Source organism: Aliiroseovarius sp. B-4, assembly GCF_056857795.1.
On record NZ_JBSXNV010000037.1, the window covers coordinates 189,659 to 202,308 of the forward strand.

The window sequence follows — 12,650 nt, forward strand, 5'->3', positions numbered from 1 at the left end:
GGTTGACCCGGCAATGGCCGGGCAGGGAGGTTAGATGAAAGACCGTTTGCGCGCCCTTTGGTGCGATCACCTGAGCATTCTGCGCGGCAAATACCTGCCCAATCACAAGATCGAGGATGGGAATACGCGCTTCTGCCGGTCCACCTTCGGCGTTCATTACGACAAAGACCTTCTGGACGCCCCCGGCGCGATGATGAAGGAAGGCCTGCCGGATATGGAGCTGCGCTGGCGCGAGGCGGATATCCGCGACAGTTGGGAAAGTTCAACCCAGATTGTCATTGGCGACCTTTACGATCAGGACGGGGTGCCGCTGGAACTGTGCGGACGACAAGCGTTGAAGCGCGCGATTGCGGGTTGGGAAGCACGCGGCCTGAAGCCGATGATCGGGATCGAGCTGGAATGCTATGCGTTGATGGCCAACGAGATCGGCCGCCTTGTGCCCTATGACGCACCGGGCGGTGTGGTTTACGGGACGGGGCCTTTTTCCGACCCGCTCAGGTTTACCGATGACATCTGGGAACGCGCTGACAACCTGGGCTTCAATGTCGATATGATCACGGCGGAGTATGACAGCCCCCAGTTCGAATTTACCCTGACCTTCGATGAAGCCTTGAAGCAGATGGATGACATCGTTCTGTTTCGCCAAATGGCGCGTGAGGTTGCGTTGGAGCACGGGCTGGTCCTGACCTTCATGCCCAAACCGATTGCCGAGGCAGGCGGTTCGGGCATGCACATCAATTTCAGCTTTCAGGATCAGGACGGGCGCAATGCGCTGGACAATGGTCCTGTGGGCGGGCCCGGAAACATGAACGATCTGGCGCGGGGCTGCATCGCGGGGCTGATGCATCACCACAAGGGTCTGTCGGGTCTGGTGGCGCCGACCTCGAATTCATACCAACGTCTGCAACCCGGATCGCTATCCGGCTATTGGCGCAACTGGGGCGGGGACCACCGCAACGTCACGACGCGCATTTCGGGCGAGGGTGGAGCGAAAACGCGGCTGGAACACCGCATGGCAGACGCAACTGCCAACCCCTATACGGCGGTGGCGGCTGTGCTTCAGGCGGCGTTGCTAGGGGTAGAGCAGGGCTATGACCTTGGCCCGATGGAAACGGGTGATGGGTTTGACCGCACCGACGCCAGTGACGGCACCGCCGTAGACCTGAAACGCGCGATGAATGATCTGGAGGCCGACCGGGTCCTGGGTGACGCGGTGGGGCGGCTTCTGGTCGACAACCACATTTTCATGAAGCGCAAAGAGGTCATCAAAACCCGTGATCTGGAAGGCGACGGACTTCGGGATTTTTACGTGCATTTCGTTTGAAGCACGGAAAACCTATTAACCACAATTGAGGTGGTCCGAAGCCCCGTCTGATTTGTGCTACACTGGGCGCATAAAACGGAGGATCACATCATGCAGCTTGGGGCATTTTCAGTCAGTCTTGCCGTCAAGGATCTGGTGAAATCCCGCACCTTTTACGAGGCGCTTGGGTTCACTGCCTATGCCGGAACTGAAGAGCATAACTACCTGATCATGAAGAACGGAGACACGCTGATCGGGCTGTTTCACGGTATGTTCGAAGGCGCGATGCTGACCTTCAATCCCGGATGGGATCAATCGGCGGGCAACGTGGACCCTTTCGAAGATGTGCGTGACATCAAAGCGCGCTTGAAAGACGCGGGGCTGGAGGTGACGCAGGAACAAGGCGGCGAAGACGGCCCCGCCAGTTTTGTGGTGATCGACCCCGACGGAGTGCCGGTTTTGATTGATCAGCACCGATAATGAGAAAAGCCGCCCGGAAAGGGGCAGGCTTTGCATTTGGCGTGGCGTGGATCAGACCGCCGCGAACCCTGCTTCCAACGCGGTCAGGATCGTTTGCACATCCTCGGTGGTCAGCACCAGTGGCGGCGACAGGATGATGTTAGGGCCGGACACGCGGATCATGGCGCCGTTCTGATACGTGACCTCCTGAATGGTGTTGACCGTTTGCTTGTCGATGGGGGCTTTGGTGGCGGCATCCGACACCAGCTCCATCGCGCACATCAACCCGTGCCCGCCGCGCACGTCGCCCACGATATCATTCGCCGCGCCGATCTTTTGCAGCCCCGCGAACAATTCGGCCCCGCGTGCGGCGGCGTTTTCATTTACTTTCAGACGCAGAGTTTCCTCGAGACAAGCGATGGCGGCGGCGGCCCCCACCGGATGACCCGAATAGGTATAGCCGTGCCCGATGGCGGCCTTGTTTGTCGTGTCTTTCTCGAACGTTTCCACCACGTGATCAGCAATCATCACCGCGCCGAAGGGGAAATAGCCATTGGTGATGGCTTTAGCGGTGCACGTAAAATCGGGCTTCACGCTCCAATAGCGGCTGCCGCTCCACCCGCCGGTGCGGCCAAAGGCGGTGATAACCTCGTCCGCGATCAGTAGGATGCCGTGTTTGGTGCAAATCTCGCGCGCGCCGGGCATGAAGCTTTCATGCGGCGGGATCACGCCGCCTGCGCCCAAAACAGGTTCCATTATGAAGGCCGCGATGGTGCCTGCGCCCTGAAAGGCGATTTCATCCTCAAGCGATTGCAGGCACAGCTGCGCCAGTTTTTCCGGATCAGTTTCGTTGAACGGGTTGCGATAAGTATAAGGGGCGGGGATGTGAAAGCAGCCCGGCAGAAGAGGTTCATACTGGGTGCGGAAATTGGCGTTTCCGTTCACCGAGGCGCCGCCCATATGGGTGCCGTGATAGCCTTTCTTCAGGCTCAGGAACTTGGTGCGGCCCTGTTCGCCCCTGATTTTGTGAAACTGTCGCGCCAGCCGCAGCGCGGTTTCCACGCTGTCCGACCCGCCCGACGTATAGAACGCGCGCGTAAGCCCGTCGGGCGCAAAGAAGTCGCGCAGCATCTCGGACAGCTCTATCACCTTGTCATTCGTGGTGCCCCGGAAGGTCGAATAATAGGGCAGTTGGTCAAGCTGCGCCGCGATCGCGTCTTTAATCGGCTGGCAGGAAAACCCCAGGTTCACATTCCAAAGACCGCCGACGCCGTCCACAACCTCGTGCCCGTCCACATCTGTTATCCGCACACCTTGCGCGCCTGTGACAATGGTAGGCGGATTGGCCAAGCTATCCGCTGGGTGCGTCATGGGATGCCAAAGCGACCGGGCGTTCTTTTCTTTCAGAAAGTTGGAGTCTTTCATTTCAAGCCTCATTTTGCAGTAGGTTCTGCGGTTCGTATGATGGAAAGCTGCCGGGTGGAAAGCCACCCAGAATGCGGGTTGTCTGGCGGGCATGGGCCATCAACTTGTCTCGGATCATCATGCGCAGCGTGTCCGTCATTCGCGAAACGGGGGCGGCAACGGCCATCGCGCCGATGCAGGCCGACCGCGTGTCGAAGATCGGAACCGCGTGCGATATCACGTCCTCTTCAAACCCACCAGTTGAGGTGGCGATGCCCTCGGCCCGGATCGACGGGAGCAGAGCGCGAATTTCGGCTGGATCGGTGATGGTCTGCGAGGTTCGTGCGCTTAGTGGTCGCGCCAGGGTTTCATCGACGAAAGATGCCGGCGAATAAGCCAGCACAGCCAACCCCGATCCGGTGGAATGGAGTTCCAGCACCTCGGCATCCTCCATCATCACCATCGTGCCGTGGCGGTTGGAATAGGCATAGGCGAGGTTGGACAGAACGTCACCGTTCAAGAGTGACATATGCGCGGTTTCGCCCGTCGCGTCGCTGAGTTCGGTCAGTTGTTGCAAGGCGACCTCGCGCATTGGAACCTGATTTTCCCGCAGTGCGGCAAGGCGCAAAAAGGCTGGTCCCAGCCGGTATTCACGCCCGGTTCCGACCTGTTCCACGAATCCATGTACGGCGAGTTCAGCCAACAGGCGATGGACTGTTGCCTTGTTCAACCCGGACAGGCGGGCCAATTCGCTCAGCCCGATCTGCGGTGTGGCGCGGCTGAAATAATTCAGCAATGACAGGGCTTTGGATGCCGTCCCCATTGATGATCCCATGTTCTTGCCCGGCGCGAGAGCAGGCGCGGTCCGTAAAATTACTTCGCATGTTCATTGTTTTCTTGACAGGATTGTTCGGCCTCTGTCAATCTAAATTAAAACCAATGGTTCAAATAATGAACCGAAATGTGAGACCAAGACGCAATAGGGAGATCGTCATGAACACCAAATCCATTCTGGCAGGGGTCGTCGCGCTGACCGCCGCTGCACTTGCTGGCCCGGCGCTGGCCGAATACCCGGAAAAACCTGTCAGCTTCATCGTGCCGTGGCCTCCGGGCGATCTTGAGGATGTGCTGACGCGGATGATTGCCGAGGACTTTCAGGCGGAATATGGCGTGTCGGCGGCTGTGGTGAACAAACCCGGCGGCGGCGGTGGTCCGTTCCCCGGTGCGATCGACGTGGCAACAGCCCCGGCGGATGGCTACACCATTGGCAGCTTTGTCCCTGCCGTGCCGGTGATCGGCCACGAGATCGGTATCGACGAACTGACCCCGGCCAAGTTTGACCCGATTGGCATTTTCCTGACCTATCCGTTTGTGATCGCGACCAGCATGGACGCGCCATATAACTCGATGGAAGAGCTTGCCGCCTATGCCAAGGAAAACGACGTGGCGCTTGGCCATTTCGGCGACGTTCTGACCCCCACACAGGTCACGAAAGCTTATGCGATCAATGCCGGTTTCGGCTGGGGATCGGATGCGGCCTTTGATGCGCTGGATTGTAACACGTTGGCGTCCGGCGATGCGGATGTCATCAACACAACGCTACAGTTGATCCTGCCTTGCCTTGACAGTGTTAAGGTTCTGATGGCCGTGACGGATGAACGTATCAGCCTGATCCCTGACGTGCCCACCATCGGCGAATTGGACGAAAGCCTGAACATCGCGCTGTGGAACGGTCTGTTCGTGACCAAGGATACACCTGCTGACGTGCGCGAAAAGATTGCGGCCGTCGCATCCAAGACCGTGATGAGCGAACGGGCGCAGGCCGTTGCCAAGGAAACCGGCGCGCTTGTGTATTGGTTGGACGCGGACGCCTCTGCGGCGCGTATCGCGGCCGATCAGGAAACCGGGGCGCGGATTGGCAAGATCCTCGAATAATACTCCCTGAACAGGGCCGGCATCGTCTGGCCCTGTTTTCCGATGAGGGGCAGGCATGAGCGACGACATTTCCGAACACCCGGACCGACCGCAGCGCGGCCAAGTGCTGTTCGCAGCCTTGCTCCTGATCTGCGCGACGCTGTTGATCGCGGCCTTGGGTAGCCAGACCAAGTGGCTGGACGGCAAAGACTTCTTTGCCCAACCCCGGTTCTGGCCCGCGATTGGCGTTGGCGGCATGGTGGTCTTTACCGCGCTCCATTTCTGGTATCTGCCGCGCAAACCCCGACGTCTGCCGCGCTGGATGCGCGAGGCGGACTGGCTGCAATGGGCGGAAAGCCTGTTCTGGGGCGTGCTGGCGCTGGCCCTGTCGCTGTGGCTGGGGCCGATCAAGGCCGCGCCCTATGTGTTCCTTGTGGCGACGATCCGCGTGACATGGCTGTATCAACACTGGACCGACCGGCGTGAGGCGAAGGTCTGGGCGTCCGTGGTGGAATGGGCCGGGTGGTTTCTGGCCTATGTCCTTTTGGTGCCAATCATCGGGTATCTGCCAGTGACTGTCGCCTTCACTGTGCTCCTGACCTGGCGAGTGGGCTATCGCGACCACATCATGATGTGGAGCGCGGTTCTGTTCGCGATTGCCGTCGTGCTGGTTTTCAAGAGCTTTCTGCAAGTAAAGATCCCCGGCAGCGCGCTGTACGAATACTTGCCGGGTGCGCTGCGCTCATTCTTCATCCTGAACTTCTGAGGCGCAGATGGACCTGATTTTCGACTTCCTTGCACAGGTTCAGGCCAGTTCGAACTATCTGGCCCGTTGGGATGTTGTGCTGGCGCTTCTGGTCGGGTCGGTTGGCGGCGTGATCATCGGCGCGATCCCCGGCGTGGGACCGGCAGTTGCGATTGCGATCCTGCTGCCCGCGACCTTCTCGATGGACCCGATCGTTGGGCTGACGGTGCTGTTGGGCATCTATGGGAGCTCGATGTATGGCGGGTCGATTCCGGCGATCCTGATCAACACCCCAGGCACGGCGGTGAACGCTTTGACCACCTATGACGGCTTTCCGATGACCACACGCGGCGAGGCGCGCCGCGCGCTGTCGCTGGCCTATAGTTCGTCGTTCTTTGGCGGCGTCTTTTCGGTGATGTGTCTGATCTTTTTCGCGCCGGTATTGGCAAAAGTTGCCCCGATGTTCGGCAGCCGGGAAATCTTTCTGGCCGCGCTGCTGGGCATCATTCTTGTGGTGACAGCACATCGCAGGCACACGTTGATAGCTGCCGCCATGGCGTGTTTTGGCATATGGCTGAACACCATCGGGCTGCATTCGGCCAGCTATTCCAAGCGTTATACATTTGACCAAAGCTGGCTGTCGGGCGGCGTGAACCTGATCGTCGTCGTGCTGGGGCTGTTTGCCTTGAGCCAAGCCTTTACACTGCTTCATGGCGACGACGACAAGGTCCGCCTGACCAAGCTGAAGGGCAGCTTTTTTCAGGGGTTCCGCGAACTTGCCCGCCACCCGCGGATTGCCGGAGTGTCCGCATCGTTCGGTGTGATCATGGGTATGATCCCCGGCGTGGGCGAGTTTACCGCGCAGTTCATGTCCTACACCTATGCGCAGAAAAGCTCGAAACGGCCCGAAGATTTCGGACATGGATCAAGCGAGGGGCTGATCGCCGCTGAAACCGCCAATAACGCCGTCCCTGCGGCGGCAATGGTGCCGTTGCTCGCGCTGGGCATACCGGGCGAGGCGCTGACGGCGATGATGTTGTCGGTTTTCTACGTCCACAACGTGATCCCCGGCCCGCAACTGTTCCAGAACGAGATGGACTTCGTCGTGGCGCTTTACCTCGCGTTGCTGATCCTGAATGTGCTGGTTGTGATCTTCTTGTTGGTGGCGACGAACCAGTTGATCAAGGTGGTAAAAATCCCCAATCGGTTCCTTGGCGTCTGCGTTCTGATCCTGAGCTTTGTGGGTGTCTACAGCCTGCGCAACTCGTTCACCGACTGCATTCTGGCGGCGGGTTTTGGCATCTTCGGATTTGTTATGAAACGTATGCAACTTCCCGTCGTGCCCATCGTGTTGGGCATGGTGCTGGGCGGTATCATGGAGGTGAAACTGCGCAGTGCCATGGCGCGGGTGAAAACCCCGCTCGACTTCATAGATCGCCCCATTGCGGCGATCCTGTTTGGAATGATCGTTCTGGTTCTGATCCTGCACTTCCGCCGGGTCTGGCTGGACTACAAGGAAAGAAAGACAGACGAATGGCAGACCAGTCACGCATCAACGAGCTTCGCCGCCATCCTGTCGCGCCGCAGAAACTATATATTGACGGAGCGTGGCAAGAAGGTTCGGGGGAAACGCAAGACGTTCTCTCGCCGATTGACGGATCGACGCTGACAACGATCATCCGGGCGTCGACTTCGGATGTCGATCGGGCCGTGGCCGCCGCACGGAGCGCATTTGACGACGGACGGTGGAGCAGGGTCGCGCCTGCGCATCGAAAGAAAGTGCTTCACAGGTTGGCCGATTTGATCCAGGCGAATGCACTCGAACTGGCCGTGCTGGGCGTGCGCGATAATGGGACCGAGATTGGCATGGCGCTGAAGGCTGAACCCGGATCAGCGGCTGGCACGTTTCGCTATTACGCCGAAGCACTGGACAAGGTGTATGGCGAGATTGCCCCAACAGGGGGCGACGTTCTGGGTCTTGTGCACAAGGAACCGGTGGGCGTTGTGGGTGCCATCGTGCCGTGGAACTTCCCTTTGATGATCGGAGCATGGAAGCTGGCACCTGCCTTGGCGGCGGGAAACTCTGTGGTTCTGAAGCCTGCTGAGACTGCATCATTGAGCTTGCTCAAACTGGCAGAACTGGCGTCTGAAGCGGGCCTGCCGGATGGCGTTCTGAACGTCGTGACGGGCGCAGGCTCTATCACAGGCGAGGCTCTTGCCATGTCGATGGATGTGGATGTGTTGGTCTTCACTGGTTCGGGTGGTGTGGGGCGCCGGCTGCTGGAATATTCAGCGCGGTCCAACCTGAAACGGTGTTATCTGGAACTTGGGGGCAAGTCGCCCAACATAGTGTTTGCCGATGCGCCGGAACTGGAGCAGGCAGCCAAGGTTTCGGCGGCGGGCATCTTCCGCAATGCGGGGCAGGTTTGCGTTGCGGGGTCTCGGCTGTTGGTCGAGGAAAGCGTGCATGATGAATTCGTTGAAGCGTTGTCACGCCACGCGGCCGCGATGAAGGTCGGCGACCCACTGGACCTGACCACGAATATCGGCGCGGTGAACAACATCCCTCAGTTGGAAGGTAATCTGGGTTTCGTCAGCCAAGCGATTGAGCAGGGAGCGACGCTCGTTCTTGGTGGATCGCGGATCCTTGAGGACACCGGCGGTTATTACATGGAGCCGACCGTTCTGACTGGCGTGAAACCCGAGGATCACGTGGCCCAGAACGAGGTGTTCGGCCCAGTCCTTGCCGTCACCCCATTCAAATCGGACGAAGAGGCTGTGCAGATCGCCAACTCGACAAAATTCGGTTTGGCCGCAGGGGTTTGGACGTCGAACCTCGGTCGCGCTCATCGCATGGTCCGCGACATTCAGGCGGGCGTCGTTCATGTCAACACCTATGGCGGGGCTGACGGCACCGTGCCGTTGGGCGGCGTCAAACAATCTGGCAATGGGCATGACAAATCAATGCATGCGTTCGACAAGTATTTCGACCTCAAGACGGCATGGGTGCAGCTATGAGCGACAAGACTATTCTGGTCGTCGGGACCTATGACACCAAGGATGACGAGTTGAACTATATCGCGGACGTGATCCGGGGGCAGGGCGGTGCAGTCAGAACGATGGACATCTCGGTGCTGGGGGATCCCGGCGCATCTTGCGACTATTCCAAGCATGAGGTGGCCGAGGCGGGTGGGTCATCCATTCAGGCAGCTATCGACAGCGGAGATGAGAACGCGGCGATGCAGATCATGGCGCAGGGGGCGTCGGCGCTGGCATTGAAGCTTTACCGCGAGGGTGTGTTTGACGGGCTGATCGTTCTGGGCGGCACGATGGGCACGGATGTGGCGCTGGACTTGTGTCAGGCCTTGCCGATCGGGGTGCCAAAATACGTGGTCTCGACGGTCAGCTTCTCGCCCCTGATCCCGCCGGAACGCCTGCCGGCGGACGTGCAGATGATCCTGTGGGCCGGGGGGCTTTACGGGCTGAACTCAATCTGCAAGGCGTCTCTGTCGCAAGCTGCGGGGGCAGTGCTGGGGGCGGCCCGCGCGGTCGAGCCGCCGGATTTCTCGAAGCCGCTGATCGGGATGACGAGCTTTGGCAAGACGGTGCTGCGCTATATGGTCAGCCTGAAACCGGCGCTAGAGGCGCGCGGGTTCGAGGTGGCGGTCTTCCACGCCACAGGTATGGGCGGGCGGGCGTTTGAAAGCCTTGCTGCCGAGGGGGCCTTTGCCGCCGTCTTGGATTTCGCGCCACAAGAGTTGGGCAATCACATCATGGGGTCCACGATCTCGGCCGGCTCGGACCGGATGACCCATGCAGGCGCGTCGGGCACACCGCAGATGGTGTCGATCGGGTGCTATGATCTGGTGGATTTCATCGGTTGGCAGCAGGTTCCACCGAAGCTGGCGGGGCAGGAGGTCCATGCCCATAATCGGCTATTGTCCTCGGTGATGATGACGCCGGTCCAGCGGCGCGAGATGGCGCGCGCCATGTGCCGCCAGCTTTCGGGCGCCCGGGGACCGGTCACGCTGTTTCTGCCCTTGCAAGGGGGCAACGAGTGGGACCGCGCCGGTGGTCCGCTGCATGATGCCGACGGGCTGGCCGCCTTCTGTGATGAAGTTCGCGCCCAGTGTCCGGATAACGTCACGCTTGTTGAACTGGACGCCCATATCAACGACCCGGAATTTTCAGACCGGGTTCTGGCCGATTTCGATGAGTGGATGGCGACGGGAGTGGTCAAGCCCTGAGGCAACTTGTTGCACCCACAATGAATTGCTTTTCCAGTGTCGCAGGTATTTACTGCCAGTGTTAAGGAGTGACCATGCCACACCTGTCGTTCGAATACAGCACCGGGCTGGGCCAGCAGGCGGACCTGCAAACCCTTGCCGAAACCATGCGCGCGACCCTCGTCGCCACCGGGCATTGCCCGGTTGGCGGCATCCGCGTGCGCGGGTTCGAAGCGGATGTTGACGCCATCGGCGACGGGGCAGGCGGGTATCACTTCCTCGACATGATCCTCAGGCTTGGCCAGGGTCGGGACGAGGCGACGCGCGACGCCATCGCTGACCTGCTTTATGCGGCGGTTGAGGCTGCCTTGCGCCCGCAGATGGGCGATACGCCGTTCATCTTAAGTCTTGAGGTTCAGGACATCGAAACCCGCTTCAGCCGCAAAAGCTGGAGCAGTATCCACGCGGCCCTCCGCGAAAAGGAACCGGAATGAGAAAACTTGAACGCGCCCTTCCCATCGCACTGCTTCACGCGCGTGAAGCCACCTTGAAACCCTTTCGTCACGAGCTGGACCAGATCGACCTGACGGTGCAGCAATGGCGCGTGATCCGGGTGCTGGCCGAGGGCAAAGCCTGTTGTGCGACGGAATTGGCGGAACGCTGCGTGCTGATGCCCCCCAGCCTGAGCCGCATCCTGAAAAACCTGACGGAACGAGAGTTGATAGAACGGGTGGACGACAGTGATGGGCGTCGCCGCAAGGTACAGATCGCGCCCGCGGGCAGCGCGAAATACACTCAGATGTCGGGTAAGGCTGCGAAGATCTATGAGGATCTTGAGAACCGGTTCGGGCATGAGAAGATGGAAACGCTGCTGGACCTGTTGAACGAGCTTCGCATGGTGGCCACGGCGGAATGATGCAGTGATCCGCTTGCGTCGTGATTGCCTGCGCCTTACCCATGGGAAGGTCCAATCCTGAACGAGGTTCCCATGAGCGATCAACACGCCGCCCCCGAAGGCGAGATTATCCTGCGCACGCTGGCGATGCCCAAAGACACCAATACGGCGGGCGATATTTTCGGCGGCTGGGTGATGAGCCAGATGGACATCGCCGGTGGCATCATCGCGGGCGAACGCGCCCAGGGCCGCGTGGCCACGGTGGCCGTGAACGCAATGAAATTCATCCAGCCAGTGAAAGTGGGCGATGTCTTATGCATCTATGGTCGCGTTGGCCGGGTCGGAACCACGTCGATGTCAATCGAGTTGGAAGCCTGGGTCAAACGCGACCGCCTTGGCGAGCGTCACAAGGTGACAGAAGGTGTATTCGTGTTTGTGGCGCTGGATGAGGATGGGCAGCCGGTGGCGGTGGGGAAAGATTGACCTAAACAGCCGGACCATGTTGTCGCTGGTCGATGTGCACCCCCCCGAACTTGTCGGACGTCACGATAAACAGGTCGCCGTAATTGAGCGGTGGTTCGCCTCCCGCGCCCAACGCTTCCCAAATCTCGCGCAGGTTGCCCTTGTTGCCGACCCAGAGCACGGTTTTTCCTGCGGACTGGGTGATCAACCGTGTGGCCATCCCATCTGCGGGCAGGCGGTCGATGGGCAGATTGCGGTTGGTGGCAAGCGGCTGAGCCGTGTCCAGATTGCGCTGAACACTTGGCGCATAGATCGCGTCGATTTTGATCCCATCCAACGCGCCGACCAAAGCCTTTGCCCGCGCGCGGCCTGTGTCGTTCAGGTCAGACCCGGTTCGATCCCCGTGCCGAACGATGATCAGTGTCGTGTTTGGCGCCAATCTCTGACGCCCCTGACGTGCGCACGCGGTGACAATGCCAGCGCCCGTCAGCGCCAGAAAAACCCGTCTTTTCATAATGTTTCCCCCTCTTCTTAATGGGGGAATTTTAGGAGGTCGGGGGAGGGTGGTCTACTTGACGGAAAGGTCAGGTGTGTATGGCGAAAGACTGGTGGACTTTATCTGTGAGTCTCCGTCCGGTCGATAGACTGGACTGCGCCCGACCCTCCTCACGGGAGGGCGTTCCGCCCACCCAGGGTCAGGCGTTGTCCTACATCCAAAAGCTTCCGACCTCAGGCCAATTCAAGCGCCTGTTTCAGATTGCGAAGTGTTAGTTCAGCGATACCAATCGAATGAATTTGAGGACGTCCACGAATTCCCTTTGCAAGCGTTCTTGGATGCCGTTGAGTGCTCGCGCTTGTGCTGCCAGCCGCGAGCCTTCCTTCGAGATACTGCATTTCCGTTTCCGTTACGGCGCTATTTGGTCCGCGAACCGGAAGGACATAGAACCGCCACTGGCTTGGGTCTTTCTGATTAGCTCGTCTTGGATCGTTTTCTGGATGCTCGCATAGGATGAATGCATCACAAAGAAACCCGCGCGACTCGCATGGAATGCCACGCTCCTCGAACCTAAGAGACTTTGGTAGATTTCGGTAAGTTAGGTTAAAGATGCCGTAATGGGGCTGTCGGCGAATCGAGCACGTTTCGCTTGCTTGACAGCATGATGTGGAGTGCCGTTGCCCTTGATGCGCCTGCAGCGCGTCTACGAGGTCGTATATTTCCATGCGCCTCAATTCCTGAGAATA

The 12,650-nt window shown here is 59.4% G+C and carries 13 protein-coding genes; 10 read left to right on the top strand and 3 right to left on the bottom strand.

Features of this window, described 5'->3' with window-relative positions:
- The first annotated feature begins 34 nt into the window (after positions 1-34).
- Positions 35-1,324: a type I glutamate--ammonia ligase gene (locus tag AC13C8_RS10825; protein WP_482847301.1), complete on the top strand. Its 1,290-nt coding sequence runs from the start codon at positions 35-37 to the stop codon at positions 1,322-1,324.
- 90 nt (positions 1,325-1,414) lie between these two features.
- Positions 1,415-1,783, top strand: coding sequence for a VOC family protein (locus tag AC13C8_RS10830; RefSeq protein WP_091430719.1), 369 nt, complete (start codon positions 1,415-1,417; stop codon positions 1,781-1,783).
- Between the two features lie 51 nt (positions 1,784-1,834).
- On the opposite strand, the gene AC13C8_RS10835 is transcribed toward AC13C8_RS10830, so the two are convergent.
- Positions 1,835-3,187 carry an aminotransferase class III-fold pyridoxal phosphate-dependent enzyme gene (locus tag AC13C8_RS10835; protein ID WP_482847302.1) on the bottom strand — a complete coding sequence of 451 codons (1,353 nt, stop codon included), beginning with the start codon at positions 3,185-3,187 and terminating at the stop codon, positions 1,835-1,837.
- 1 nt (position 3,188) lies between these two features.
- On the bottom strand, positions 3,189-3,989 hold the full coding sequence (locus AC13C8_RS10840; RefSeq protein ID WP_482847303.1) for an IclR family transcriptional regulator: 801 nt from the start codon (positions 3,987-3,989) through the stop codon (positions 3,189-3,191).
- Between the two features lie 170 nt (positions 3,990-4,159).
- Between AC13C8_RS10840 and AC13C8_RS10845 the strand changes: the two genes are divergently transcribed.
- The 8 genes from AC13C8_RS10845 to yciA all read left to right on the top strand — a co-directional run bounded on the left by AC13C8_RS10845 (position 4,160) and on the right by yciA (position 11,429).
- On the top strand, positions 4,160-5,101 hold the full coding sequence (locus tag AC13C8_RS10845; protein WP_482847304.1) for a tripartite tricarboxylate transporter substrate-binding protein: 942 nt from the start codon (positions 4,160-4,162) through the stop codon (positions 5,099-5,101).
- A 55-nt stretch (positions 5,102-5,156) separates the two neighbouring features.
- Entirely contained in the window at positions 5,157-5,846 is a 690-nt protein-coding gene (locus tag AC13C8_RS10850; protein WP_091430715.1) for a tripartite tricarboxylate transporter TctB family protein, read from the top strand.
- Positions 5,847-5,853: 7 nt separating this feature from the next.
- Positions 5,854-7,494: a tripartite tricarboxylate transporter permease gene (locus AC13C8_RS10855; protein ID WP_482847305.1), complete on the top strand. Its 1,641-nt coding sequence runs from the start codon at positions 5,854-5,856 to the stop codon at positions 7,492-7,494.
- Positions 7,476-8,843, top strand: a complete 1,368-nt coding sequence (locus AC13C8_RS10860; protein ID WP_482847310.1) for an aldehyde dehydrogenase — start codon at positions 7,476-7,478, stop codon at positions 8,841-8,843. Before AC13C8_RS10855 ends, AC13C8_RS10860 begins: the two co-directional genes overlap by 19 nt.
- A complete protein-coding gene (locus AC13C8_RS10865) occupies positions 8,840-10,072 on the top strand; it encodes a Tm-1-like ATP-binding domain-containing protein (protein WP_091430712.1) in 1,233 nt (410 codons plus the stop codon). The genes AC13C8_RS10860 and AC13C8_RS10865 overlap by 4 nt, the downstream gene beginning before the upstream one ends.
- A 74-nt stretch (positions 10,073-10,146) precedes the next feature.
- The gene (locus AC13C8_RS10870; protein WP_091430710.1) at positions 10,147-10,545 is read left to right on the top strand and encodes a 5-carboxymethyl-2-hydroxymuconate Delta-isomerase; all 399 of its coding nucleotides are present in this window, start codon (positions 10,147-10,149) and stop codon (positions 10,543-10,545) included.
- A complete protein-coding gene (hpaR, locus tag AC13C8_RS10875; RefSeq protein ID WP_091430708.1) occupies positions 10,542-10,967 on the top strand; it encodes a homoprotocatechuate degradation operon regulator HpaR in 426 nt (141 codons plus the stop codon). The genes AC13C8_RS10870 and hpaR overlap by 4 nt, the downstream gene beginning before the upstream one ends.
- Before the next feature lie 72 nt (positions 10,968-11,039).
- A complete protein-coding gene (yciA, locus tag AC13C8_RS10880) occupies positions 11,040-11,429 on the top strand; it encodes an acyl-CoA thioester hydrolase YciA (protein WP_177179330.1) in 390 nt (129 codons plus the stop codon).
- Between the two features lies 1 nt (position 11,430).
- Here yciA and AC13C8_RS10885 read toward each other — a convergent pair whose 3' ends face one another.
- Positions 11,431-11,922, bottom strand: coding sequence for a histidine phosphatase family protein (locus AC13C8_RS10885; RefSeq protein WP_482847306.1), 492 nt, complete (start codon positions 11,920-11,922; stop codon positions 11,431-11,433).
- Between the last annotated feature and the right edge of the window lie 728 nt (positions 11,923-12,650).

What these genes read in the sequence shown, in the direction of transcription:
- AC13C8_RS10870 (WP_091430710.1), top strand. Translation starts at nt 10,147, where the DNA reads ATGCCACACCTGTCGTTCGAATACAGCACCGGGCTGGGCCAGCAGGCG.
- AC13C8_RS10855 (WP_482847305.1), top strand. Translation starts at nt 5,854, where the DNA reads ATGGACCTGATTTTCGACTTCCTTGCACAGGTTCAGGCCAGTTCGAAC.
- AC13C8_RS10840 (WP_482847303.1), bottom strand. Translation starts at nt 3,989, where the DNA reads ATGGGGACGGCATCCAAAGCCCTGTCATTGCTGAATTATTTCAGCCGC.
- AC13C8_RS10865 (WP_091430712.1), top strand. Translation starts at nt 8,840, where the DNA reads ATGAGCGACAAGACTATTCTGGTCGTCGGGACCTATGACACCAAGGAT.
- AC13C8_RS10845 (WP_482847304.1), top strand. Translation starts at nt 4,160, where the DNA reads ATGAACACCAAATCCATTCTGGCAGGGGTCGTCGCGCTGACCGCCGCT.
- AC13C8_RS10885 (WP_482847306.1), bottom strand. Translation starts at nt 11,922, where the DNA reads ATGAAAAGACGGGTTTTTCTGGCGCTGACGGGCGCTGGCATTGTCACC.
- AC13C8_RS10835 (WP_482847302.1), bottom strand. Translation starts at nt 3,187, where the DNA reads ATGAAAGACTCCAACTTTCTGAAAGAAAAGAACGCCCGGTCGCTTTGG.
- yciA (WP_177179330.1), top strand. Translation starts at nt 11,040, where the DNA reads ATGAGCGATCAACACGCCGCCCCCGAAGGCGAGATTATCCTGCGCACG.
- AC13C8_RS10825 (WP_482847301.1), top strand. Translation starts at nt 35, where the DNA reads ATGAAAGACCGTTTGCGCGCCCTTTGGTGCGATCACCTGAGCATTCTG.
- AC13C8_RS10830 (WP_091430719.1), top strand. Translation starts at nt 1,415, where the DNA reads ATGCAGCTTGGGGCATTTTCAGTCAGTCTTGCCGTCAAGGATCTGGTG.
- AC13C8_RS10850 (WP_091430715.1), top strand. Translation starts at nt 5,157, where the DNA reads ATGAGCGACGACATTTCCGAACACCCGGACCGACCGCAGCGCGGCCAA.
- hpaR (WP_091430708.1), top strand. Translation starts at nt 10,542, where the DNA reads ATGAGAAAACTTGAACGCGCCCTTCCCATCGCACTGCTTCACGCGCGT.